The sequence below is a fragment of the Acidovorax sp. LjRoot204 genome, from assembly GCF_056175785.1.
This window is the reverse complement of the sequence record NZ_JBGFFF010000082.1, coordinates 1-22,441: the sequence shown is the minus strand read 5'-3', so window position 1 is coordinate 22,441 and position 22,441 is coordinate 1. Positions and strand designations below refer to the sequence as shown.

General features: G+C 65.1%; 30 protein-coding genes. 27 read left to right on the top strand and 3 right to left on the bottom strand.

Features of this window, described 5'->3' with window-relative positions; all coding sequences use genetic code 11:
* From AC04MI_RS15225 to hisD, 8 genes are all read left to right on the top strand, one after another.
* On the top strand, window positions 1-250 hold a 250-nt coding region (locus AC04MI_RS15225; protein WP_476498076.1), incomplete at its 5' end, for an MlaC/ttg2D family ABC transporter substrate-binding protein.
* Between the two features lie 13 nt (window positions 251-263).
* Window positions 264-536: an STAS domain-containing protein gene (locus AC04MI_RS15220; protein ID WP_121943717.1), complete on the top strand. Its 273-nt coding sequence runs from the start codon at window positions 264-266 to the stop codon at window positions 534-536.
* A 134-nt stretch (window positions 537-670) separates the two neighbouring features.
* Window positions 671-1,609 carry an ABC transporter ATP-binding protein gene (locus AC04MI_RS15215; protein ID WP_121943716.1) on the top strand — a complete coding sequence of 313 codons (939 nt, stop codon included), beginning with the start codon at window positions 671-673 and terminating at the stop codon, window positions 1,607-1,609.
* The gene (locus tag AC04MI_RS15210; protein WP_476498075.1) at window positions 1,606-2,361 is read left to right on the top strand and encodes an ABC transporter permease; all 756 of its coding nucleotides are present in this window, start codon (window positions 1,606-1,608) and stop codon (window positions 2,359-2,361) included. The genes AC04MI_RS15215 and AC04MI_RS15210 overlap by 4 nt, the downstream gene beginning before the upstream one ends.
* 1 nt (window position 2,362) lies before the next feature.
* Window positions 2,363-2,605, top strand: coding sequence for a BolA family protein (locus AC04MI_RS15205; RefSeq protein WP_015012677.1), 243 nt, complete (start codon window positions 2,363-2,365; stop codon window positions 2,603-2,605).
* A 96-nt stretch (window positions 2,606-2,701) separates the two neighbouring features.
* Entirely contained in the window at window positions 2,702-3,976 is a 1,275-nt protein-coding gene (gene murA / locus AC04MI_RS15200; protein ID WP_436079235.1) for a UDP-N-acetylglucosamine 1-carboxyvinyltransferase, read from the top strand.
* 11 nt (window positions 3,977-3,987) lie between these two features.
* Window positions 3,988-4,635 carry an ATP phosphoribosyltransferase gene (gene hisG, locus AC04MI_RS15195; protein WP_476498077.1) on the top strand — a complete coding sequence of 216 codons (648 nt, stop codon included), beginning with the start codon at window positions 3,988-3,990 and terminating at the stop codon, window positions 4,633-4,635.
* Window positions 4,636-4,657: 22 nt separating this feature from the next.
* The gene (hisD, locus tag AC04MI_RS15190) at window positions 4,658-6,040 is read left to right on the top strand and encodes a histidinol dehydrogenase (RefSeq protein WP_476498074.1); all 1,383 of its coding nucleotides are present in this window, start codon (window positions 4,658-4,660) and stop codon (window positions 6,038-6,040) included.
* Here the strand turns inward: hisD and AC04MI_RS15185 are convergent.
* The gene (locus AC04MI_RS15185) at window positions 6,027-6,458 is read right to left on the bottom strand and encodes a DUF2917 domain-containing protein (RefSeq protein WP_422848818.1); all 432 of its coding nucleotides are present in this window, start codon (window positions 6,456-6,458) and stop codon (window positions 6,027-6,029) included. The genes hisD and AC04MI_RS15185 overlap by 14 nt on opposite strands.
* Before the next feature lie 151 nt (window positions 6,459-6,609).
* On the opposite strand from AC04MI_RS15185, the gene AC04MI_RS15180 reads away from it, so the two are divergent.
* The 16 genes from AC04MI_RS15180 (at window position 6,610) to tatC (ending at window position 17,556) form a co-directional block, all read left to right on the top strand.
* The gene (locus AC04MI_RS15180) at window positions 6,610-8,064 is read left to right on the top strand and encodes an aminotransferase-like domain-containing protein (RefSeq protein WP_099731111.1); all 1,455 of its coding nucleotides are present in this window, start codon (window positions 6,610-6,612) and stop codon (window positions 8,062-8,064) included.
* 60 nt (window positions 8,065-8,124) lie between these two features.
* The gene (locus tag AC04MI_RS15175) at window positions 8,125-8,349 is read left to right on the top strand and encodes a hypothetical protein (RefSeq protein WP_015012682.1); all 225 of its coding nucleotides are present in this window, start codon (window positions 8,125-8,127) and stop codon (window positions 8,347-8,349) included.
* A 14-nt stretch (window positions 8,350-8,363) separates the two neighbouring features.
* Window positions 8,364-8,816, top strand: a complete 453-nt coding sequence (locus AC04MI_RS15170; protein ID WP_436079237.1) for a PIN domain-containing protein — start codon at window positions 8,364-8,366, stop codon at window positions 8,814-8,816.
* Complete coding sequence (gene hisC / locus AC04MI_RS15165; protein WP_476498073.1) at window positions 8,813-9,934, top strand: histidinol-phosphate transaminase; 1,122 nt, start codon at window positions 8,813-8,815, stop codon at window positions 9,932-9,934. Before AC04MI_RS15170 ends, hisC begins: the two co-directional genes overlap by 4 nt.
* Entirely contained in the window at window positions 9,931-10,569 is a 639-nt protein-coding gene (gene hisB, locus AC04MI_RS15160) for an imidazoleglycerol-phosphate dehydratase HisB (protein WP_056747259.1), read from the top strand. Before hisC ends, hisB begins: the two co-directional genes overlap by 4 nt.
* A gap of 51 nt (window positions 10,570-10,620) precedes the next feature.
* Entirely contained in the window at window positions 10,621-11,298 is a 678-nt protein-coding gene (gene hisH, locus AC04MI_RS15155; protein ID WP_476498072.1) for an imidazole glycerol phosphate synthase subunit HisH, read from the top strand.
* 65 nt (window positions 11,299-11,363) lie between these two features.
* A complete protein-coding gene (gene hisA, locus AC04MI_RS15150; protein ID WP_476498071.1) occupies window positions 11,364-12,104 on the top strand; it encodes a 1-(5-phosphoribosyl)-5-[(5-phosphoribosylamino)methylideneamino]imidazole-4-carboxamide isomerase in 741 nt (246 codons plus the stop codon).
* A 7-nt stretch (window positions 12,105-12,111) separates the two neighbouring features.
* The gene (hisF, locus tag AC04MI_RS15145; RefSeq protein WP_056747261.1) at window positions 12,112-12,912 is read left to right on the top strand and encodes an imidazole glycerol phosphate synthase subunit HisF; all 801 of its coding nucleotides are present in this window, start codon (window positions 12,112-12,114) and stop codon (window positions 12,910-12,912) included.
* 124 nt (window positions 12,913-13,036) lie between these two features.
* Window positions 13,037-13,435, top strand: a complete 399-nt coding sequence (gene hisI, locus AC04MI_RS15140) for a phosphoribosyl-AMP cyclohydrolase (protein ID WP_082522382.1) — start codon at window positions 13,037-13,039, stop codon at window positions 13,433-13,435.
* Window positions 13,435-13,830, top strand: a complete 396-nt coding sequence (locus AC04MI_RS15135) for a phosphoribosyl-ATP diphosphatase (protein ID WP_436079239.1) — start codon at window positions 13,435-13,437, stop codon at window positions 13,828-13,830. The genes hisI and AC04MI_RS15135 overlap by 1 nt, the downstream gene beginning before the upstream one ends.
* Window positions 13,827-14,213, top strand: a complete 387-nt coding sequence (locus AC04MI_RS15130; protein WP_436079240.1) for a DUF4870 family protein — start codon at window positions 13,827-13,829, stop codon at window positions 14,211-14,213. The genes AC04MI_RS15135 and AC04MI_RS15130 overlap by 4 nt, the downstream gene beginning before the upstream one ends.
* Entirely contained in the window at window positions 14,206-15,243 is a 1,038-nt protein-coding gene (locus AC04MI_RS15125; protein WP_436079241.1) for a patatin-like phospholipase family protein, read from the top strand. Before AC04MI_RS15130 ends, AC04MI_RS15125 begins: the two co-directional genes overlap by 8 nt.
* A 236-nt stretch (window positions 15,244-15,479) precedes the next feature.
* On the top strand, window positions 15,480-15,836 hold the full coding sequence (locus tag AC04MI_RS15120) for a histidine triad nucleotide-binding protein (RefSeq protein ID WP_436079242.1): 357 nt from the start codon (window positions 15,480-15,482) through the stop codon (window positions 15,834-15,836).
* Window positions 15,837-15,942: 106 nt separating this feature from the next.
* Window positions 15,943-16,185 carry a Sec-independent protein translocase subunit TatA gene (gene tatA / locus AC04MI_RS15115; RefSeq protein WP_056060256.1) on the top strand — a complete coding sequence of 81 codons (243 nt, stop codon included), beginning with the start codon at window positions 15,943-15,945 and terminating at the stop codon, window positions 16,183-16,185.
* Between the two features lie 52 nt (window positions 16,186-16,237).
* On the top strand, window positions 16,238-16,702 hold the full coding sequence (tatB, locus tag AC04MI_RS15110; RefSeq protein WP_056060260.1) for a Sec-independent protein translocase protein TatB: 465 nt from the start codon (window positions 16,238-16,240) through the stop codon (window positions 16,700-16,702).
* Between the two features lie 59 nt (window positions 16,703-16,761).
* Window positions 16,762-17,556 carry a twin-arginine translocase subunit TatC gene (tatC, locus tag AC04MI_RS15105; RefSeq protein ID WP_056060263.1) on the top strand — a complete coding sequence of 265 codons (795 nt, stop codon included), beginning with the start codon at window positions 16,762-16,764 and terminating at the stop codon, window positions 17,554-17,556.
* Window positions 17,557-17,912: 356 nt separating this feature from the next.
* On the opposite strand, the gene AC04MI_RS15100 is transcribed toward tatC, so the two are convergent.
* Window positions 17,913-19,061 (bottom strand): trypsin-like peptidase domain-containing protein, encoded by a 1,149-nt coding sequence (locus tag AC04MI_RS15100; RefSeq protein ID WP_476498070.1) that lies wholly within the window; start codon window positions 19,059-19,061, stop codon window positions 17,913-17,915.
* A gap of 140 nt (window positions 19,062-19,201) precedes the next feature.
* Here AC04MI_RS15100 and AC04MI_RS15095 point away from each other — a divergent pair, with 140 nt between their 5' ends.
* Together AC04MI_RS15095 and pdxA are read left to right on the top strand one after the other, a co-directional pair.
* Window positions 19,202-19,975 carry a Nif3-like dinuclear metal center hexameric protein gene (locus tag AC04MI_RS15095; RefSeq protein ID WP_476498069.1) on the top strand — a complete coding sequence of 258 codons (774 nt, stop codon included), beginning with the start codon at window positions 19,202-19,204 and terminating at the stop codon, window positions 19,973-19,975.
* A 124-nt stretch (window positions 19,976-20,099) separates the two neighbouring features.
* Entirely contained in the window at window positions 20,100-21,128 is a 1,029-nt protein-coding gene (pdxA, locus tag AC04MI_RS15090; RefSeq protein ID WP_476498068.1) for a 4-hydroxythreonine-4-phosphate dehydrogenase PdxA, read from the top strand.
* Between the two features lie 183 nt (window positions 21,129-21,311).
* Here pdxA and mscL read toward each other — a convergent pair whose 3' ends face one another.
* Window positions 21,312-21,740, bottom strand: coding sequence for a large conductance mechanosensitive channel protein MscL (gene mscL / locus AC04MI_RS15085; protein WP_056747266.1), 429 nt, complete (start codon window positions 21,738-21,740; stop codon window positions 21,312-21,314).
* A 145-nt stretch (window positions 21,741-21,885) separates the two neighbouring features.
* Between mscL and petA the strand changes: the two genes are divergently transcribed.
* Window positions 21,886-22,441: ubiquinol-cytochrome c reductase iron-sulfur subunit (gene petA / locus AC04MI_RS15080; protein WP_476498067.1), on the top strand; the 556-nt coding region annotated here is incomplete at its 3' end.

The following is a 22,441-nucleotide window of genomic DNA, read 5'->3' as shown; positions in this document are numbered from 1 at the left end:
AGACAAGGACGTGCTGGTGCGCACCGAAATCGTGGGCCGGGGCGACCCCATCCAGCTCGACTACCGCCTCGAAAAGACTCCTGGTGATGGCGCAGGCTGGAAGATCTACAACCTGAATGTGCTGGGCGTCTGGCTGGTSGAMACCTACCGSRSCCAGTTCGCGCAGGARATCAATGCCAAGGGCATCGACGGCCTGATCGAGACACTGGCCGCGCGCAACAAGACCAATGCGGGCACTGCCAAGGGCTGACAGCCCCCTCGCCATGCTGGTGCTGCCCCCCGAACTCACCCACCGCCAGGCTACTGCCTGCCTGCACATGCTCAAGCAAGGGTTGCGGGTCCACCGCGACAGCGCGGTGGTGGTGGATGCCCATGGGCTGACGGTGTTCGACACCTCGGCCTTGGCCGTGCTGCTCGAATGTCGGCGTGAAGCCCTGTCCGAAGGCAAGCAGTTTGCCGTGCAAGGCATGCCTGCAGGTTTGGCGGGCATGGCAGGGTTGTATGGGGTGGATGCGCTGCTGGTCGTCGCACCTTGATATGAAATAGCTTTCATGGTCCCGGGTGGCTCTGCCACCCAAACCATGAAACGGAGGGCCCGCAGCGCCCGCCAGGGGCCATTGAGGCGGCCGCTCCGCCTGCAGAGGGCTGAGGCCTTAAAATCGAAGGCTTCATGCCCGCAGTCTCCTTCCAAGCCATCTCCAAGACCTTTGCCACGCCCAAAGGCCCTTTTCAGGCACTGAACCAAGTCAATCTGGACATCGAGGAGGGCGAGTTCTTCGGGCTCCTGGGCCCCAATGGTGCCGGCAAGACCACCCTGATCAGCATCCTGGCCGGCTTGGCGCGTGCCACCAGCGGCCGAGTGCTGGTGCAGGGCAGCGACGTGCAGGCCCAGTACGCCGATGCCCGCCGCAAGCTGGGCATCGTGCCGCAAGAGCTGGTGTTCGACCCCTTTTTCAACGTGCGCGAGGCGCTGCGCATCCAGTCCGGCTACTTCGGCGTGAAGAACAACGATGCTTGGATCGACGAGCTGCTCGAAAACCTGGGCCTGGCCGACAAGGCCAATGCCAACATGCGCCAGCTGTCGGGCGGCATGAAGCGCCGCGTACTGGTCGCACAGGCGCTGGTGCACAAGCCGCCCATCATCGTTCTGGATGAACCCACGGCCGGTGTCGATGTAGAACTGCGCCAGACGCTGTGGCACTTCATCGCCCGCCTGAACAAAGAGGGGCACACCGTGCTGCTCACCACCCACTACCTGGAAGAAGCCGAGGCSCTGTGCGGCCGCATTGCSATGCTCAAGGCGGGGCAGGTGGTGGCGCTCAACCGCACCAGCGAGTTGCTCAAGGCCGCCTCGGGCAGCGTGCTGCAGTTCAAGACCGACATGGTGCTGCCGCCCGCGCTGGCTGCCGTGGCGCGGGTCACCGGTCGCATCGTGCAATTGCCCGCGCACGACGCGGCAGAGATCGAAAACCACCTGGCTGCGTTGCGCGTGGCCGGAGTCGAGGTGCAGGACATGGAGATCCGTAGGCCTGACCTGGAGGATGTGTTCCTGCAAGTGATGTCCGGCACGTCGGCATCAAACATTCCGCTGGAGGGTGTTGCGCTATGACCGGCTGGCAGACGCTGTTCTACAAAGAGGTGTTGCGCTTCTGGAAAGTCAGCTTCCAGACCGTCGCGGCCCCCGTGCTCACAGCCGTGCTTTACCTGTTGATCTTCGGCCATGTGCTCGAAGACCAYGTGAAGGTCTACGACYSSRTCRGCTACACGGCCTTCCTKGTGCCGGGCCTCGTGATGATGAGCGTGCTGCAGAACGCCTTTGCCAACAGCTCGTCCAGCATCATCCAGAGCAAGATCATGGGCAGCCTGGTGTTTGTGCTGCTCACGCCGCTGTCGCACTGGGCTTGGTTCTGCGCCTACGTGGGCTCGTCCATCGTGCGCGGGCTGGTGGTGGGCCTGGGTGTGTTCATCGTCACGCTGGCGTTTGCGCGGCCCGAGTTTGCGGCGCCGCTGTGGATTCTGGCCTTTGCCCTGCTGGGCGCGGCATTGCTGGCCACGCTGGGGCTGATAGCGGGGCTCTGGGCCGACAAGTTCGACCAGATGGCTGCGTTCCAGAACTTCATCATCGTGCCCATGACCTTCCTGTCGGGCGTGTTCTATTCGATCCAGTCGCTGCCGCCGTTCTGGCAGGCCGTGAGCCACCTCAACCCGTTCTTCTACATGATCGACGGCTTTCGCTACGGCTTCTTCGGCCAGAGTGATACCTCGCCCTGGCTCAGCCTGGGCATCGTGGGCATCGCCTGGCTGGCCGTGAGCGCGCTGGCCGTGCACCTCTTGCGCACGGGCTACAAGATTCGGAATTGACATGACCGCTGATCAACTCAAAGACATCATCACCGCTGGCCTGGCCTGCGAACACATCACGCTCGAAGGCGACGGCCGCCACTGGTACGCGACCATCGTCTCGGCCGAGTTCGAGGGCAAGCGCGCCATCCAGCGCCACCAGCGCGTGTACGCCACGCTGGGCGCGAAAATGCACACCGACGAAGTGCACGCGCTGTCGATGAAGACCTTCACCCCGGCCGAATGGGCTGCCCAGGCGCAGTAGCGCCTGCACACCCACTAGAACTCACTTTTTGATAGCTGCTGGCGCATTTTCCACTAGCGCAAGCGGCACTTTTGACCCCTATTTTGGTGATTTGAGATGGACAAACTCCTGATTCGCGGCGGACGCAGCTTGCAAGGCGAGGTGCTGGTCTCCGGCGCCAAGAACGCCGCCTTGCCGGAGTTGTGCGCCGCCCTGCTCACGGCTGAGCCCGTGACCCTGCTCAACGTGCCCCAGCTGCAGGACGTGAGCACCATGCTCAAGCTGATTCGCAACATGGGTGTGGCGGCGGAGCGGGCCGACGACGGCACGGTGCGCATCAACGCCAGTGCGCTGAGCACGCCCGAGGCGCCCTACGAGCTGGTCAAGACCATGCGCGCCTCCGTGCTGGCCCTGGGCCCGCTGCTGGCGCGCTTTGGCGAGGCCACGGTGTCGCTGCCCGGCGGCTGCGCCATCGGCTCGCGCCCGGTGGACCAGCACATCAAGGGCCTGGCCGCCATGGGCGCCGAGATCGTGGTCGAGCACGGCTACATGATCGCCAAACTGCCCGCAGGCTGGAAGCGCCTGAAGGGCGCGCGCATTACCACCGACATGGTCACGGTGACGGGCACCGAAAACTTCCTCATGGCTGCAGCGCTGGCCAAGGGCGAGACGGTGCTGGAAAACGCCGCGCAAGAACCCGAAATTTCGGACCTGGCCGAGATGCTGATCGCCATGGGCGCAAAGATCGAAGGCCATGGCACCAGCCGCATCCGTATCCAGGGTGTGGACCAGCTGCACGGCTGCACCCACCGCGTAGTGGCCGACCGCATCGAGGCGGGCACCTTTTTGTGCGCTGTGGCCGCCACGGGCGGTGATGTGGTGTTGCGCCATGGCCGTGCCGACCACCTCGACGCCGTGATCGAAAAGCTGCGCGAGGCCGGCGCTTCCGTGCAGGCGGTGGACGGCGGCATTCGCGTGCAAAGCGCTGGCGGCGCCACGCTCAAGGCCCAGGGCTTTCGCACCACAGAGTACCCCGGGTTCCCTACTGACATGCAGGCCCAGTTCATGGCGCTCAACTGCATCGCCCAGGGCACGGCCACGGTGACCGAGACGATTTTTGAAAACCGTTTCATGCACGTCAACGAGCTGGTTCGCCTGGGCGCCAAAATCCAGGTGGATGGCAAGGTGGCGGTGATCGAAGGCGTGCCCCGCCTGTCTGGCGCCACCGTGATGGCCACCGACCTGCGTGCATCGGCCAGCCTCGTCATTGCCGGCCTGATGGCTGACGGCGAAACCGTGGTAGACCGCATCTACCACCTGGACCGCGGCTACGACTGCATGGAAGCCAAACTGCGCGGCATTGGCGCCGACATCGAACGAGTAAAAGCATGAGCAGCAGCAACATGATCACCCTGGCGCTTTCCAAGGGCCGCATCTTTGACGAAACCCTGCCGCTGCTGGCCGCTGCAGGCATCGAGGTGCTCGAAGACCCCGAAAAATCGCGCAAGCTCATCCTGCCCACCAACCAGCTCAATGTGCGCGTGGTGCTGGTGCGCGCCACCGACGTTCCCACCTATGTGGARTACGGCGGCGCCGACMTCGGCGTGACTGGCAAAGACACGCTCATCGAGCACGGCGGCCAGGGCCTGTACCAGCCGCTGGACCTGCGCATTGCCAAGTGCCGCGTGAGCGTGGCCGTACGCAACGACTTCGACTACGCCCAGGCCGTCAAGCAGGGCTCGCGCCTCAAGGTCGCCACCAAGTACACCGGCATTGCGCGCGACTTCTTTGCCAGCAAGGGCGTGCACGTGGACATGGTCAAGCTCTACGGCAGCATGGAACTGGCGCCGCTCACGGGCCTGGCCGATGCGATCGTGGACCTGGTCTCCACCGGCAACACCCTCAAGGCCAACAACCTCATCGAAGTCGAGCGCATCATGGACATCAGCTCCTACCTGGTCGTGAACCAGGCCGCGCTCAAGCTCAAGCAGGCGCCACTGCGCCGCATCATCGATGCGTTTGCCTCAGCCATACCGGCCGAAAAGAACTGACCTCCACCCAACGACTAACACTATGACTTTGGTAGCTGCTCCCGCCCGTCTGTCCACCGCCGCGGCCACTTTTGAGGCTGATTTTGCAGCCCGCCTGCATTGGTCTGCCGACACCGACGCGGCCATCGAGCAGCGCGTGGCCGACATCCTGGCAGACGTGCAAAAGCGCGGCGACGCGGCGGTGTTGGAGTACACCGCTCGCTTCGACGGCCTCTCTGCGCCCGACATGGCCGCGCTGGAGCTGACCCAGGCCGACTTCAAGGCCGCGTTCGACGCCATTCCACAGGCTCAGCGCGACGCCCTGCAGGCTGCAGCGAAACGCGTGCGCAGCTACCACGAGGCGCAGAAAAAGGCCTCGGGCGAGAGCTGGAGCTACCGCGACGAAGACGGCACGCTGCTGGGCCAGAAGGTCACGCCCTTGGACCGTGTGGGCATCTACGTGCCCGGCGGCAAGGCCGCCTACCCGTCGAGCCTGCTGATGAACGCCATCCCGGCCCATGTGGCGGGCGTGCAGGAAATCATCATGGTGGTGCCCACGCCCGTACGCGGCAGCGTGGCGACCGGCGGCTCGGGTGAGGGCACGTCAACCCGGGGCGAGCGCAACGAGCTGGTGCTGGCCGCCGCCTATGTAGCGGGCGTGACGCGGGCCTTCACCATCGGCGGCGCCCAGGCCGTGGCCGCGCTGGCCTACGGCACGGCCACCGTGCCCAAGGTGGACAAGATCACCGGGCCCGGCAACGCCTACGTGGCCAGCGCCAAGAAGCGTGTGTTTGGCACCGTGGGCATYGACATGATCGCGGGCCCGAGCGAAATCCTGGTGCTGGCCGACGGCAGCACGCCGCCAGACTGGGTGGCCATGGACCTCTTCAGCCAGGCCGAGCATGACGAGCTGGCGCAGAGCATCCTGCTGTGCCCTGACGCYGCGTACCTCGATGCCGTGCAGCGCGAGATCGATCGCCTGCTGCCCACCATGCCGCGCGCCGAGATCATCGCCAAGAGCCTCACCGGCCGGGGCGCGCTGATCCTCACCAAGGACATGGAAGAAGCCTGCGCGATCAGCAACCGCATCGCACCGGAACACCTGGAAGTGAGCAGCACCGACCCACACCGCTGGGAGCCGCTGCTGCGCCAYGCCGGTGCGATCTTYCTSGGCGCCTWCACCWSCGARAGCCTGGGCGACTACTGCGCAGGCCCCAACCACGTGCTGCCCACCAGCGGCACGGCGCGCTTCTCGTCGCCGCTGGGCGTGTACGACTTCCAGAAACGCAGCAGCCTCATCGAGGTGAGCGAGGCCGGCGCCCAGGTGCTGGGTACCATTGCCGCCGAGCTGGCCTATGGCGAGGGCCTGCAGGCCCACGCACAAGCCGCAGAGATGCGGCTGACAACGCCCGTCAAGCCGCGCTGATGGCACCCCGGGGCAGGGCGCCCTGCGTGGGGGCTGCTGTCCTGGGCTGAGGGGTTGCGGCCGGCGCTGCGGTTGTAGAGGGCGCTGGCGGATACGCGGCGCCTTCCACGGCCCGGTGCTGCGCCCAGTTGAGCCGTGCAGGCCGGTGGCCTTCGGCGCTGACGCGCAGCCGCACAGGTCCGGTGAACGACAGGCGCTGTCCAGCCTCCAGAAAATAATCCTCCAGCAGACCATCACAGGTCACCCAGACGCGGCCCTGTTCGACTTCAAGCAGGGCGATCTCGCCCGCGCGGAAGTCCAGCACCTGGACGGCCTGCAGCGGCGGCAGGGGCTGGCGCTTCCATTGCAGGGTGAGGGGCACCGCAGGCTGGGTGGGCAGCGTGGGCGACGGTGGGGTGGGGGTGTGCAGCGTGTTCATGCCTTCACTGTGCGGCCAGCTGCCGTGGGCCACCAGCCACAGGCGCGTACGATCTGGCCCAGTACAGAACAGCGAACAGGCCCATCTGTACTGTACGCACTGGGCCGTCTCTGTACTGTCTGCCGGCCAAAGTGCCAGTACAGAATGCAGCATGGCCACCGATGACGCACCCCCGCTGTACCTTCAAATCGCCGAACAGCTTGCGCAGCTGATCCGCAACGGCACCCTGGCGCGCGGCGAAAAGCTGCCCTCGGTGCGTGAGCTGGCGCGCCAGCACGGCGTGGCGCAGACCACGGTGGTGCAGGCCTACCACTGGCTCGAAGATGCGCGCCTGATCACCGCGCGCCCGCGCTCCGGCTTTTTTGTGGCGGCGCGGCCGGTGAGCCTGCCCGAGCCCAGCACGCCGCGCCCGATGCGCCGCCCCCGCGAGGTGTCGGTGGACTGGCTGGGCCAGCGCATCCTGGGGCGCAACCAGCCGGTGGACATCATTTCGTACAGCAGCGGCACGCCTGGCCCCGAGCTGTTCAACCCCGACCGCGTGCGCCGCGCCGTGGTGCGCGCCGCGCAGCGCCACCGCAACCTGCTGTGCACCTACCCCGGTTCGTCGGGCCATGAGGACGCGCGCCGCGCCCTGGCGCGCTATGCCGTCAGCCTGGGCTGCAGCCTGGACCCCGAGAACATCGTGATCACCGGCGGCTGCATGGACAGCATTGCGCTGTGCCTGCGCGCGGTGACGCAGCCGGGCGACGTGGTGGCGCTGGAGTCGCCCACGCATTTTTCGTTTCTTGAGGTGCTGCAGGGCCTGCACCTCAAGGCGCTGGAGATTCCCACCCACCCGCGTAACGGCCTCTCGCTGGATGCGCTGCAACTGGCGTTGGACACCCAGCCCGTCAAGGCCGTGATGGTGGTGCCCACGCTCAGCAACCCGCTGGGCAGCTGCATGCCCCAGGCCGAGCGCAAGCGCCTGGTGCAGATGGCGGCGCGGTACGACATGGCGGTGATCGAGGACGCGATCTACAACGACCTGGTCGAGGTGGACGAGATGCGGCGCACCGTCAAGTCCTACGACACCACCGGCCATGTGATGCTGTGCGACTCGTTCTCCAAGACGCTGGCGCCGGGCCTGCGCCTGGGCTGGCTGGAGGCCGGCCGCTGGGCCGACAAGCTGCGCGCCATCAAGGACCTGCAGGCGGGCGGCCAGTCCGCCGTGCTGGAACTGGCCCTGGCCGATCTCATCACCCAGGCGGGCCACGCCGCCGCCATGCGCCAGCTGCGCGCGGCCGTGGCGGCGCGCATGGACGAGGTGCGCCACGTGATTGCCGCGCACTTCCCGCAGGGTACGCGCGTGAGTGACCCGCCCGGCGGCCTGCTGCTGTGGCTGGAGCTGCCGCGCGCGCTCGACTCGGTGCAACTGCACGAAGCCTGCCTGGCCCGGCAGATCTTGATCGCACCCGGCACGGTGTTCAGCGCCAGCGGACGGTTCCGCAACTGCCTGCGCATCGGCGTGGGGGGCGACTGGACGCCCGCCCACCTGGAGGCGCTGCGCACCGTGGGTGACATGGCGTGCCAGATGCTGCAAAGCGGGGCACCCCGCAAGGCGGCTTGAATGTGGTGTTTTAATTAACACGAAGTTCGTGATGCACGAAGTTCGTGTAATATTTAATCCATGAAAAACATCACCGTGACCATGGACGACACCGTTGCCGAATGGGTGCGCGTGGAAGCCGCCAAGCGCGGCAGCAGCGTGTCCCGCCTGCTCGGTGAATGGCTGGCCGAAAAGATGCGCCAGGAAGACGCCTATGCCCAGGCCATGCGCGAGGCGCTGGGGTTTGAATCCTGGGGCGCGTCCAGCGGACCGTACGTGCCCCGCGAGACCCTGTTTCTTCGCTGAACGGGGCAGAACGCATGGCCACCGTCCCCATCTTTGTCGATACCGAAATCCTGCTCGCCAGCGTGGACGACCGCGATGCCGAGCGCCAGGCGCGGGCGCGCGAATGGATCGCCTTTTGCTGGCAGACGCGCAGCGGCCGCATCAGCTCGCAGGTGCTCAACGAGCTGTACAACCAGGCCATCCAGCGTTTTGATGGCCCCCACGTGCTGCAGCAGGTGCGCGCCCAGGTGCGCCGCCTGCGCGTGTGGCTGCCGCCGCACCTCGACTCCTACACGGTGGATGGCGCCTGGGATTTGCAGGACCGCTACCGCCTGGGCTACTGGGATGCACTCATCCTCTCGTCCGCCCACCAGCAAGGCTGCCGCTACCTGCTGACCGAGGCGCTGCCGCACGATCAGCCGATGGACGCCGTGCGCCCCATCAACCCTTTCCTTGTCACCCCCAACGAACTGGACACCACCGAATGACTACTCCCGCGTCGTCCCCCCTCCAGGCCCTGGCCCGCATCCGCCCTGACGTGCGCGCGATGCATTCCTATGTCGTGCAGCCGTCCACCGGCATGCTCAAGATGGACGCGATGGAGAACCCCTTCCGCCTGCCCGCGCATTTGCAGGCCGCGCTGGGCCAGCGCCTGGGTTCGGTGGCACTCAACCGCTACCCCGGCGACCGCATTGCCGACCTGAAGGCGGCCCTGGCGCAGTACGCGGGCATGCCCGAGGGCTATGGCATCGTGTTGGGCAACGGGTCGGACGAACTCATCACCCTGCTGGCCCTGGCCTGCGCACAGCCCGGCACAGGTCAGCGCGCCACCATGCTGGCACCCATGCCCGGTTTTGTGATGTACCCGCTGTCGGCGCAGCTGCAGGGCCTGGACTTTGTCGGCGTGCCGCTCACGCCTGATTTCGAGCTGGACGAGCCTGCCATGCTGGCCGCCATCGAACAGCACCGCCCGGCCATCACCTACATCGCCTACCCCAACAACCCCACGGCCACGCTGTGGGACGAGGGCGCGGTGCAGCGCATCATCGACGCTGCGGGCGCACAGGGCGGCATCGTGGTCATGGACGAGGCCTACCAGCCCTTTGCCAGCCGCACCTGGATCGACCGCATGCGTGCCGAGCCTGCGCGCAATGCGCACGTGCTGCTCATGCGCACGCTCAGCAAGTTTGGCCTCGCGGGCGTACGCCTGGGCTACCTCATCGGGCCCTCGGCGTTCGTGAGCGAGATCGACAAGGTGCGCCCGCCCTACAACGTGAGCGTGCTCAACTGCGAAGCCGCCCTGTTTGCGCTGGAACATTCCGAGGTTTTTGYCGCCCAGGCCGCCGAGATCCGTGTCGAACGCACCACGCTCATCGCCGCGCTGCGCCAGATGCCGGGGGTCGAAAAGTGCTGGGACAGCGAGGCCAACATGGTGCTGATCCGTGTGGCGGATTCCGCCAAGGCCTACGAGGGCATGAAAAACCGCAAGGTGCTCGTCAAGAACGTTTCTACAATGCACCCATTGCTGGCCAACTGCCTGCGCCTGACGGTAGGCAATGCCGAAGACAACGCGCAGATGCTGGCCGCACTCCAAGCCTCCCTATGACTTCCTCCGCACTCGTACCTTCCGCCCCATCGGCCGACCCGATGGCCGACCGCATTGCCGAGGTCAGCCGCAACACCGCCGAGACGCGCATCCGTGTGCGCATCAACCTCGACGGCACCGGCCAGGCCAAGCTGCACACCGGCATCGGCTTCTTTGACCACATGCTCGACCAGATCGCCCGCCATGGGCTGATCGACCTCGACATCGACTGCGAAGGCGACCTGCACATCGACGGCCACCACACGGTGGAAGACGTGGGCATCACCCTGGGCCAGGCCTTTGCACGCGCCGTGGGCGACAAGAAAGGCATCCGCCGCTACGGCCACGCCTACGTGCCGCTGGATGAAGCGCTGTCGCGCGTGGTGGTCGATTTTTCGGGTCGCCCCGGGCTGCACATGGACGTGAAGTTCACGGCCGGGAGCATCGGCCAGCTCGACACGCAACTGGTGTTCGAGTTCTTCCAGGGCTTTGTGAACCACGCGGGCGTGACGCTGCACATCGACAACCTCAAGGGCGTCAACGCACACCACCAGTGCGAGACCATCTTCAAGGCGTTCGGGCGCACGCTGCGTGCCGCGCTGGAGCGTGATCCGCGCTCGGCCGGTGTCATCCCCTCCACCAAGGGTTCTCTGTGAATTTTTCAGTCAAATCAGGCGCAAGCGCTTGATTTGTATGCGCTAGCAGCTATGAATATGGAAGCAAAAACAGTGGCGGTCGTGGACTACGGCATGGGCAATCTGCGCTCGGTGTCGCAGGCCGTGCAGGCCGCCGCCGAGGGCACGGGCTGGACCGTGGTCGTCACCCAGCGCCCCGAAGACGTGCGCGCCGCCCAGCGCATCGTGCTGCCRGGGCAGGGCGCSATGCCCGAYTGCATGCGCGAGCTGCGCGASTCCGGCCTGCAGGARTCGGTGCTCGAAGCCGCTGCCACCAAGCCGATGTTTGGCGTGTGCGTGGGCATGCAGATGCTGCTGGACCACAGCGCCGAAGGCAACACGCCTGGCCTGGGCCTGATCCCTGGCGATGTGCTCAAGTTTGACCTGGCAGGCCGCACACAGCCCGATGGCAGCCGTTTCAAGGTGCCCCAGATGGGCTGGAACCAGGTGCGGCAGATGCCCCACGCCCACCACGGCGGCGGCGTGCACCCGGTGTGGGCCGGTGTGCCCGACAACAGTTACTTCTACTTCGTGCACAGTTTCTACGCTGTGCCGCAAAATCCTGCCCATTGCGCCGGGCAGGCCGACTACGGCGGTTTGTTTGCTGCCGCGGTTGCACGCGATAATATTTTTGCCACCCAGTTTCACCCGGAGAAGAGCGCGGAGCACGGCCTGGCCCTGTACCGCAATTTTCTGCACTGGAATCCCTGATCCCTTAACCCCCACCCGTTCGGGCCGAGCTGCGTCTCGCCCTTTTTCACCCGAACTTCACCACCATGCTGCTCATCCCCGCCATCGACCTCAAAGACGGCCACTGCGTACGCCTCAAGCAAGGCGATATGGACCAATCCACCACCTTTGGTGAAGACCCTGCCGCCATGGCGCGCAAATGGGTGGATGCCGGCGCACGCCGCCTGCACCTGGTGGACCTGAACGGTGCGTTTGCGGGCGTGCCCAAGAACTACAGCGCCATCAAGTCCATCCTGAAAGAGGTGGGTGACGACATTCCGGTGCAGCTGGGCGGCGGCATCCGCGACCTGGACACCATCGAGAAATACATCGACGGCGGCCTGCGCTACGTGATCATCGGCACGGCGGCCGTGAAGAACCCCGGCTTCCTCAAAGACGCCTGCAGCGCGTTCGGCGGCCACATCATCGTGGGGCTCGACGCCAAGGACGGCAAGGTGGCYACCGACGGCTGGAGCAAGCTCACSGGCCACGAGGTSGYSGACCTGGSCAAGAAGTTCGAGGACTRSGGCGTYGAATCSATCATCTACACCGACATCGGCCGCGACGGCATGCTSTCGGGCATCAACATCGACGCCACSGTSAAGCTGGCCCAGGCTTTGAGCATCCCTGTGATCGCCTCGGGAGGCCTGTCCAACATGGCCGACATCGAGCAGCTGTGCGCCGTGGAAGACGAGGGCGTGGAGGGTGTGATCTGCGGCCGCGCCATCTACAGCGGCGATCTGGACTTTGCGGCGGCACAAGCACGTGCCGACGAACTGAACGGCTAAGGACCGCATGCTCGCCAAACGCATCATCCCTTGCCTGGACGTCACCGGAGGCCGTGTGGTCAAGGGCGTCAATTTCGTCGAGCTGCGCGACGCAGGCGACCCGGTCGAAATTGCCGCGCGCTACAACGCGCAGGGCGCTGACGAGCTCACCTTCCTCGATATCACCGCCACCAGCGATGGCCGTGACCTCATCCTGCACATCATCGAGGCCGTGGCCAGCCAGGTGTTCATTCCGCTCACCGTGGGTGGTGGCGTGCGCACTGTGGACGATGTGCGCCGCCTGCTCAATGCCGGCGCGGACAAGACCAGCTTCAACTCGGCCGCCATTGCCAACCCTGAGGTGATCAACGCGGTGTCGGCCAAGTACGGCGCGCAGTGCATCGTGGTGGCCATCGACGCCAAGCGCCGCTCTGCCGAGGACGCCTTGCGCCTGGGTGCCAACGGCCAGCCCGTGGGTGCGGGCTGGGACGTGTACAGCCACGGTGGGCGCAAGAACACCGGCCTGGACGCCATTGCCTGGGCCACCGAGATGGCGCAGCGCGGTGCGGGCGAGATCCTGCTGACCAGCATGGACCGCGACGGCACCAAGGCGGGTTTTGACCTGGAACTGACCCGCGCGGTGAGTGACGCTGTCAGCGTGCCCGTGATCGCCTCGGGCGGTGTGGGCAACCTTGACCACTTGGCCGACGGCATCCAGACCGGCGGCGCCGACGCGGTGCTGGCCGCCAGCATCTTCCACTACGGCGAATACACCGTGGGCCAGGCCAAGCAGCGCATGGCAGAGCGCGGCATCCCCGTGCGGATGTGATCGGCATTTACTCCTGATTTGATAGCTGCAAGCGCATGTAATACTTGCGCTTGTAGTCAAAAACACTTGAAAAGTGCAGGTGCGCGCCTTGGTTGGCACTGGCGCGCCACACGGATCACCGACAATGGCCCCCATGAACTGGCTCAACGAAGTGAAATGGGATGCGCAGGGTCTGGTGCCCGTGATTGCGCAAGAGCAGGGCACGGGCGACGTGCTGATGTTTGCGTGGATGAACCGCGAGGCCCTGGCGAAAACCGCTGAACTGGGCCGCGCCGTGTACTTCAGCCGCTCGCGCAAAAAGCTGTGGTTCAAGGGCGAAGAGTCCGGCCACGTGCAGACGGTGCACGAGATCCGCCTGGACTGCGACAACGACGTGGTGCTGCTCAAGGTCACCCAGCAGGGCCACGAGCCCGGCATCGCCTGCCACACGGGCCGCCACAGCTGCTTTTTCAGCGTGCTCAAGGACGGTGCCTGGCACGCGGTCGATCCGGTCTTGAAAGACCCCGAATCCATCTACAAGTAATGGCAATGGACGACAAGAGCATGAGTTCTCACGATTCCCTGGCGCGCCTGGCCGCCGTCATCGAAAGCCGCAAGCCCGCCAACGGCGGCGACCCGGCCACCAGCTACGTGTCACGCCTGCTGCACAAGGGGCCGGATTCCTTCCTGAAGAAGATCGGCGAAGAAGCCACCGAGGTGGTCATGGCCGCCAAGGATGTCGACCACGGCGCCGACAAGTCCAAGATCGTCTATGAAGTGGCCGACCTGTGGTTTCACACCATGGTGGCGCTGGCCCATTACGGGCTCACGCCTGCCGATGTGGTGGCCGAGCTGGAGCGCCGCGAAGGCACCAGCGGCATCGAGGAAAAGGCCCTGCGCAAGGTGGTGGAACGCGCTGCCGAAGAAGGCACACCGTGAGCGACATCATCGACGTGCAGACCAACGACCAGAAGGCCGAGGACCTCAAGGCCGTCGGCTGGGTCAGCTATGTGCTGCACCTGATCGTGGCGCTGGGGGCGGTCATCCCGGGCGCGCAGCCCGGCGCTGCGCTGCTGATCGTGGCGCTGGTGATCGACCTGGTGAAAAAAGGCGATGCCGAAGGCACCTGGCAGGCCAACCATTTCTCATGGCGCATCCGCACCGTGATCTGGGCCGGCGTGCTCTACATCGTCACAGCGCCGCTGTGGCTGCTGTTCGTCCTGCCCGGCTGGATCGCCTGGGGCCTGATCTCCATCTGGTTCCTGTACCGCATTGTGCGCGGCATGGTCGCCATGAACAAGAGCCAGGCCGTGGATGCATGAAGCAGTCCGTCCCCGCCCGCGTCTGAACCTGGCGCTGCAGGGCGGCGGCTCGCACGGCGCGCTCACCTGGGGCGTGCTGGATGCGCTGCTGGAGGACGGCCAGTGGCAGTTCGACGGTGTCAGTGGCACCAGCGCAGGCGCCATGAACGCGGTGGCCCTGGCGCACGGGTTTGCGCAGGCAGCGCAGCAGCACAAGGACACCGAAGACGCCCACCTCTCAGGCTGCGCCCTGGCCCGCGAGTCGCTCACCCGCCTGTGGGAAGGGGTGGGCGCGCTGGGCAGCCTGACCTGGGGAACGCCGTTGTCTGCCGCCAATCCGCTGGTGGGCATGATGTCGCAGTGGTTCTCGCCCTACCAGACCAATCCGCTGGGGATCAACCCCCTGCGCAAGCTGCTGGAGCGCGAAGTGGATTTCAGCCTGCTGTGCTCCGCCCGCACCGGCGTGGTCGGCCCCAAGGTGTTTGTGTGTGCCACCAACGTGCGCACCGGCCGGGGCGAGATTTTCTTCGGACCCCGGCTCAGTGCGGATGCGGTGATGGCATCGGCCTGCCTGCCCATGCTGTTCAAGGCGGTCGAGATCGAGGGTGAGGCGTACTGGGACGGCGGCTATTCCGGCAACCCCGCGCTGCACCCGCTGATCTACCAGACTGATACCTCGGACATCCTGCTGGTGCAGATCAACCCCGTGGAGCATCTGGACGTGCCCAGCAGCGCCTCCGAGATCATGGAGCGCATGAACGAAGTCACCTTCAACGCCAGCCTGCTGGCCGAGCTGCGCGCCATCGAATTCGTTCGCCGCCTGCTCGCCGAGGGCAAGCTCGACGCCCGCCGCTACAAGAGTGTGCGCATGCACCGCATCGATGGTGGCTCGGTGCTGGCGCCCTTCGGGGCCGACAGCAAGCTGCGTGCGGACCTGGCCTTTGTGCGCAAGCTGTTTGCGCTGGGCCGCACAGCGGGGCAGGAGTGGCTGCACGCGCACCGCAAGGACGTGGGCGTGCGCCCCAGCATCAAGATCGCTGACAATGCCTAGGGATGTCCTGCATAACTCCCTGCGGTCTGTGATAGCGCGGTCTCGGGCGGTCCGCTGCGTTGCTTTTTTGGCCAATAGCACAGCTATTGGCTGCAAAAAGACGCCTTGTGGCCCATCCCTATACGCACTCCCACCGACTCGCGAGGGTTATGCAGGACATCCCTCGCTCACGCGCGAGGCGCCCTCAGGGTTGATCCGCGCCTGTACCCCTGATTCCTTTTGCTCCGATCCCTCCCATGCACGATCCGAACTGCCTTTTCTGCAAAATCATCGCGGGCCAGATCCCTTCCAAGAAGGTTTATGAGGACGAAGAAATCTTCGCCTTCCACGACATTCACCCGTGGGCGCCAGTGCATTTTTTGATGGTGCCCAAGCTGCATATCCCTTCCATGGCACAGGTCACCCCGGAGCATGCCGGGGTGTTGGGGCGCATGATGGCGCTGGCGCCAAAGCTGGCACTGGAGCAGGGCTGCAACCCGTACCCGGATGGTGGCTTTCGCGTCGTGGTAAACACGGGGCTTGAAGGTGGGCAGGAAATCCACCACCTGCATGTCCATGTCATGGGCGGCCCCCGTCCGTGGCTCAAAGGCTGAACCAGGCTGACGATCGTGTCATGTTGAGAGGTGTCGGCTTGCCCCGGCACTGAACTCCTGTCACGCCCCCCGTCTAAAATGATTGCAATTCGTTAGGAGATATTTCATGGGCTCTTTTTCCATCTGGCACTGGCTGATCGTGCTGTTGATCGTTGTGATGGTGTTCGGTACCAAGAAGCTCAAGAACATGGGCTCTGACCTGGGCGGCGCCGTCAAGGGCTTCAAGGACGGCATGAAGGATGGCTCGTCTGACGCACCAGCTGCTGCCACGCCCCCCGCTGGCCAGGTGGCCAACAGCCAGGCCGCCGACAAGACCACCATTGATGTCGAAGCCAAGCAAAAGAGCTGAGCTGGTGCTGCTGAACCGCTGCCTTGGCCTGCATTGCGCTGGCGCCTGATCCATGATTGATATTGGCCTGTCCAAAATGGCGCTGATCGGCGCCGTGGCGTTGATCGTCATCGGCCCTGAGAAGCTACCCCGTGTGGCCCGTACCGTCGGCACCTTGCTCGGCAAGGCGCAGCGTTATGTGTCCGACGTGAAAGCGGAGGTCAACCGGTCCATGGAGCTCGATGAGCTCAAGAAGATGAAGGACACGGTGGAGAACGCCGCGCGCGAYGTGCACAACACCATCCAGACCAGCGCCAGCGAGTTCGAGAAAGACTGGACCGATGCCATCGATTCCAGCAACAACGCCGACCTGCGGGAGCAGGCGGCCGTGGTGCCTGCCTACAAGCACCCCGGCAAGAACTGGCGCCTCAAGCGTGGTGCGGTGCCCCAGTGGTACAAGGCCCGCAGTGGTGTGCGCACCAAGGCACAGTCCGGCGCAGCCCGCGTAGCACGTTACCGCCCCCAAAAATTCCACTGACGCAGCCTGCGGCGCCCCGTGCGCTGCATGGGCGGCCCTGACGCCCACGAAAACCCACCATGTCCGAAACCCCTACCAAAGAAGACGAACTGGCCGGCACCGAGCAGCCGTTCGTACAGCACCTCATGGAGCTGCGCGACCGGCTGGTCAAGGCCATGATCGCCATCGCCATTGCGGCAGCGATCCTGTTCTTCTTCCCGGGTCCCGGCGCGTTGTATGACTTTCTGGCCGCCCCTCTGGTAGCCCACCTGCCCAAGGGGGCCACGCTGATCGCCACTTCGGTGATTTCGCCGTTCATGGTGCCGCTCAAGATCTTGCTGATGTCGGCGTTCCTGCTCGCGCTGCCTTTTGTGCTGTGGCAGATCTGGGCTTTTGTGGCGCCCGGTCTGTATTCGCACGAGAAAAAGCTGGTGCTGCCGCTGGTGGTGTCCAGCACGCTGTTGTTCTTCATCGGAGTGGCGTTTTGCTACTACCTGGTGTTTGGCCAGGTGTTCGCGTTCATTCAGAGCTTTGCCCCCAAGAGCATCACGGCCGCGCCTGACATCGAGGCCTACCTGAGTTTTGTGCTGTCCATGTTCCTGGCGTTCGGCATGGCGTTTGAAGTGCCGATTGCCGTGGTGGTGCTGGCCCGCATGGGCATCGTGAGCGTGCAAAAGCTGCGCGAGTTTCGCGGCTACTTCATCGTGCTGGCCTTTGTGGTGGCCGCTGTCGTGACACCGCCCGATGTGGTGTCGCAGCTGTCGCTGGCCGTGCCCATGTGCCTGCTGTACGAGGTGGGCATCTGGGCCGCGCAGATCTTCATCAAGCACACCCAGGCGCCCGAAGAGCCCGGGGAATCCGCTTCCGCATCCTGACCTGCCAGCCCCGCAGGCTGGTGGGGTTGCGTTGGGGGTGATGCATAGATCGCGTCCGTGGGCCTCCGCCTGGGCGATGAGACAGAAAAAACAATAGAAATAGCTGCAAGCGCTAGTGTGATATGCGCTGGCAGCTATGTTTTTTATAGTGCTGTGAGGACTGCAGCCCGTCGGAGGAAGGGACACTCCTCACCCGCATCTGGACCCTTTCGGTTGGCCTGTTCTTCACCCCGGTTTGGCCCTGCCAGAGGGGCCCCAAAGCCGACGACCTTCGCTTGCTTCGCCCTCGATCGGCAATGGTGACGGCTTGTACCCGCCCGGCGATGACCGGGCAGGGCCGGGCTCGCTGAAGGTGCTCAGCGCCTCACATTGCGCTGTGGCCGGGGGCGCACGCCTGGGTTGATGCTCAGCTCCACGCGCTTATCGGCCCGTTGCACATCAAACGCCGCAGCCTGGCCCGGCTTGAGTGCCGCCACGGCGGTCAGCAGCTGCGACACATTGCCCACGCTCTTGCCGTCCACGCTCACGATCACATCTCCCGGGCGCATGCCAGCCTGGGCAGCGGGGCCGTCCTGCAGCACGCCGGWGATGATCACGCCCTCGGTGGCCTTTTTGACGCCAAAGGTTTCTGCCAGTTCGGGCGACAGCYCGTTGGGCTCCACGCCAATCCAGCCGCGTGTGACCTGGCCGTCCTTCACGATGCCATCGAGCACCATGCGGGCTGTGGACACCGGAATGGCAAACCCGATGCCCATGCTGCCGCCCGAGCGCGAGTAGATCGCGGTGTTGATGCCCATGAGGTTGCCGTTCACATCGACCAGCGCACCGCCCGAATTGCCGGGRTTGATGGCCGCGTCGGTCTGGATGAAGTTTTCAAACGTGTTGATGCCCAGCTGGCTGCGGCCCAGCGCGCTCACGATGCCGCTGGTSACSGTCTGCCCCACGCCGAAGGGRTTGCCGATGGCCAGCACCTGGTCGCCCACMTSSAGGKCGTCGGAGTTGCCCAGCACGATCRCGGGCAGCTTGTCCAGYTCGATCTTGAGSAYGGCMAGGTCGGTGTCSGGGTCGGTGCCAATCACGTGCGCACGGGCGCGGCGGCTGTCGGTGAGGGTCACCTCGATCTCGTCAGCACCTTCCACCACATGGTTGTTGGTGAGGATGTAGCCCTCGGSGCTCACGATCACGCCGCTGCCCAGGCCGGCCTGCGCCTGGCTGCCTTGGTCRCCRAAGAAAAASYGGAACCASGGRTCGTTGCTGCGSGGRTGGCGCACTTCCTTGCTGGTGTTGATGCTGACCACGGCCGGTGCCGCCTTGCGCGCCGCACCGCTGAAGCTGCCCGCCGCGGGCTGCGAAGGCGGCGTGGCAGGGGCCTCCAGCAGTGCAATACCCGCCCCGGAGCGCGTGGTGCCCCGGCCCAGCCAGTCAGGCTGGAGCGTGGCGACAACAAAGTAGGCCGCAACGAGGACCGTCACGGACTGGGAAAACAACAGCCAGAGTCGCTTCATGAAAGGTGCTTGCCGGTGGTAGTACAGGGTGTGGGCGACGGAGGTGGACGCTGCAGGTTCGCCGTGGCGGCCTGGGCGCTCCCTCTCACACAGGATTGTCTCCGAATGTGGGGGCGCGAACGGCGCGCCACAATAGCGGCATGAGCATTCACCGCAGTCAACTTTTGCAGGCATTTGACAGCCTGCTGCAACCCGAGCGCTTCAAGGACTACGGCCCCAACGGCCTGCAGGTCGAGGGCAAGGCTGAGATCCGGCGAGTGGTCAGTGGCGTCACTGCCAGCCGTGCACTGATCGAAGCCGCCATTGCCGCGCAGGCCGATGCAATTTTTGTGCACCACGGCCTGTTCTGGCGCGGGCAGGAYGGCCGCATYACSGGCTGGATGAAGCAGCGGCTGCAGCTGCTGCTGGCGCACGACATCAACCTGTTTGCGTACCACCTTCCTCTCGATGCCCATGCCGAACTGGGCAACAACGCGCAGCTGGGCCGGGTGCTGGGTTTTGCCGCCGATGCGCGGTTTGGCGAGCAGGACCTGGGCTTTGCAGCGCCGGCGGCTTTCGATAATGTCCAGACTGTGGCCGACCATGTTGCCCAGGCGCTCGGCCGCCCTGTGACCCTGGCGTCTCCGGGCGAGTGGGGCGGTAGTGCCGCTGCACGGCGCCCCGTGCGCCGCGTGGCGTGGTGCACGGGCGGCGCGCAGGGGTATTTCGAGTCGGCCATCGCCGCAGGGGCGGATGTTTTCATCACCGGCGAAATCTCCGAGCCCCAGGCGCACCTGGCGCGTGAGACGGGGGTGGGCTTTATTGCCGCCGGGCACCATGCCACGGAGCGCTATGGCGCCCCCGCTGTGGCGGCGCATGTGGCAGCCCAGTGCGGGCTGAGTCACCAGTTCATCGAGATCGACAACCCCGCCTAGCCCATGGCAAGACACCGCACGGCAAGCAATCACATCGTGCGGATATCCGGTCCATTTTGCTCATTTATTCATAGCTGATAGCGCATGAACAACTAGCGCTACAAGCACTTTTGGCTCCAAACCCATGCAACCCATCGCCATCACCCAGGGAGATCCCGCCGGCATCGGCCCCGAGATCGTGGCCAAGGCCTTTCGCGACGCGCCCGATGCGCTGCGCCACTGCTTTGTCGTCGGTGACCTGGCCACCGTGCGACGCGCTGCGGACGCCATCACGCGCCCCGGTGTGCCCGGTGTGCCTGTGGCGCAGATCGGGTCACCGGGCGAAGCGGCGGACGCTCCGCCCCGCTGCATCCCCGTGCTCCAACTGCCCGGGATCCCGGGGCCCCAGCCTTGGGGTGAGATCAGCGCCGCCGCCGGCCGTGCCGCAGCGGACAGCGTGGTCTGGGCGGCGCGTGCCGCATTGCGTGGGGAGGTGGCAGCGTTGGTGACAGCCCCTTTGCACAAGGAGGCCTTGTCGGCCGCAGGGGTGGACTTCCCGGGGCATACGGAGCTCTTGCAGGCAGAGGCTGCTGCGCACCAGGGGGTGCCACTGGCGCGGATGCCCGTGCGCATGATGCTGGCCAATGACGAGCTGCGCACCGTGCTCGTCAGCATCCATGTGTCGCTGCTCGACGCGATTGCCGCGGTGACGCAGGACAACGTGATGCAGACGCTGCAAATCACCCACGCCGCCTTGCAGCGCAGCCTGGGTCGTGTGCCCCGCGTGGGTGTGGCAGGGTTGAACCCCCATGCGGGCGAGGGCGGATTGTTCGGTCGCGAGGAGCTGGAGGTGATCGCCCCGGCCATCGCGGCCGCGCGCGCGCAGGGGCTCGATGTGCACGGCCCGTTTGCGCCTGACACGGTGTTCATGCGCGCGCGCAGCACCCCGCAGCGCGCGGGCGAGTTCGACGTGGTCATCGCCATGTACCACGACCAGGGCCTGATCCCGGTGAAGTACCTGGGGGTGGAAAAGGGCGTGAACGTGACCCTGGGCCTGCCCCTGGTGCGCACCAGCCCCGACCATGGCACGGCGTTTGATATTGCAGGGCAGGGCGTTGCAGATGCCTCCAGCCTGATCGAGGCGGTGCGCATGGCGCGGGCGCTGTGTGGATGACGTCAGCCGCTGAAGCCTTGGGGCCCAGCGCTGATCGAGATCAAATGAACCGCTGAAAATTGCGCCAGCCTGGACGCGGGTGTGCGGGCGGCGCGACCCCCAAAAGCCAACGCCACCGGCGGCTGGTGGAGGCAGCGCAGCGGTGGCGTTTTGTGCGGCCACTAAGGCCGCTGGCCCAAGGGTTTACTTCTTCAGGCTGTCGCGAATTTCGCGCAGCAACACAATGTCTTCGGGAGGGGCCGCTGGCGCGGCGGGGGCGGCAGGGGCTTCGCGCTTGAGGCGGTTGATCTGCTTGATCATCATGAAGATGATGAACGCCAGGATCACAAAGTTGACCGCCACGGTCAGGAAGTTGCCATAGGCAAACACTGGCACACCGGCCTTTTTGAGGGCGTCGAGTGTGGTGCCCGTGCCTGGAGGCACGTTGCCCAGCACGATGAACAGGTTGGAGAAATCGAGCTTGCCGAAGATGAGCCCCACCACCGGCATGATCAGGTCCGCTACCACCGAATCCACGATCTTGCCAAAGGCGCCGCCAATGATGACGCCCACCGCGAGGTCAATCACATTGCCCTTGACCGCGAACTCCCTGAACTCTTGCATCATCCCCATGTTGTTGCTCCTTGTAAAACGGTGATGGGGGAGTATTGCCCGGTTCGCACCCCTGTCAAGCCAGCAAACCACTTGGAAATAACCATTTTCACTCCGCTACAATTCGCGGTTGACCCCAATCTAGCGATGTTCATCGAGGATCCCCATGAGTGACACTCCAATCGACTCCAGCAAGCGGACGTGGATCATCACGTCAGCATGTGCTGGTGCGGTGGGCGGCGTGGCAACCGCCGTTCCTTTCGTGAGTACTTTCCAGCCCTCAGAGCGTGCCAAAGCCGCTGGTGCTGCTGTCGAGGTGGATATCTCCGCCCTCAAACCTGGAGAAAAGGTCACTGTGGAGTGGCGCGGCAAGCCCGTCTGGATCATCAAGCGCACGCCGGAGCAACTGGCAGAGCTGCCCAAGCTCGACGGCCAGCTCGCCGATCCCAAGTCGGAGCGCAAGCCCTCTGAACTCACGCCTGAGTACGCCCGCAACGAGGCGCGCTCCATCAAGCCGGAAATTTTTGTGGGTGTGGGCATTTGCTCGCACTTGGGTTGCTCGCCGTCGGACAAGTTCCAGACGGGTGCACAGCCTTCGCTGCCCGACGACTGGAAGGGCGGCTTCCTGTGTCCTTGCCACGGCTCCACGTTCGACATGGCGGGCCGCGTCTTCAAGAACAAGCCAGCACCCGACAACCTTGAGGTGCCTCCGCACATGTACC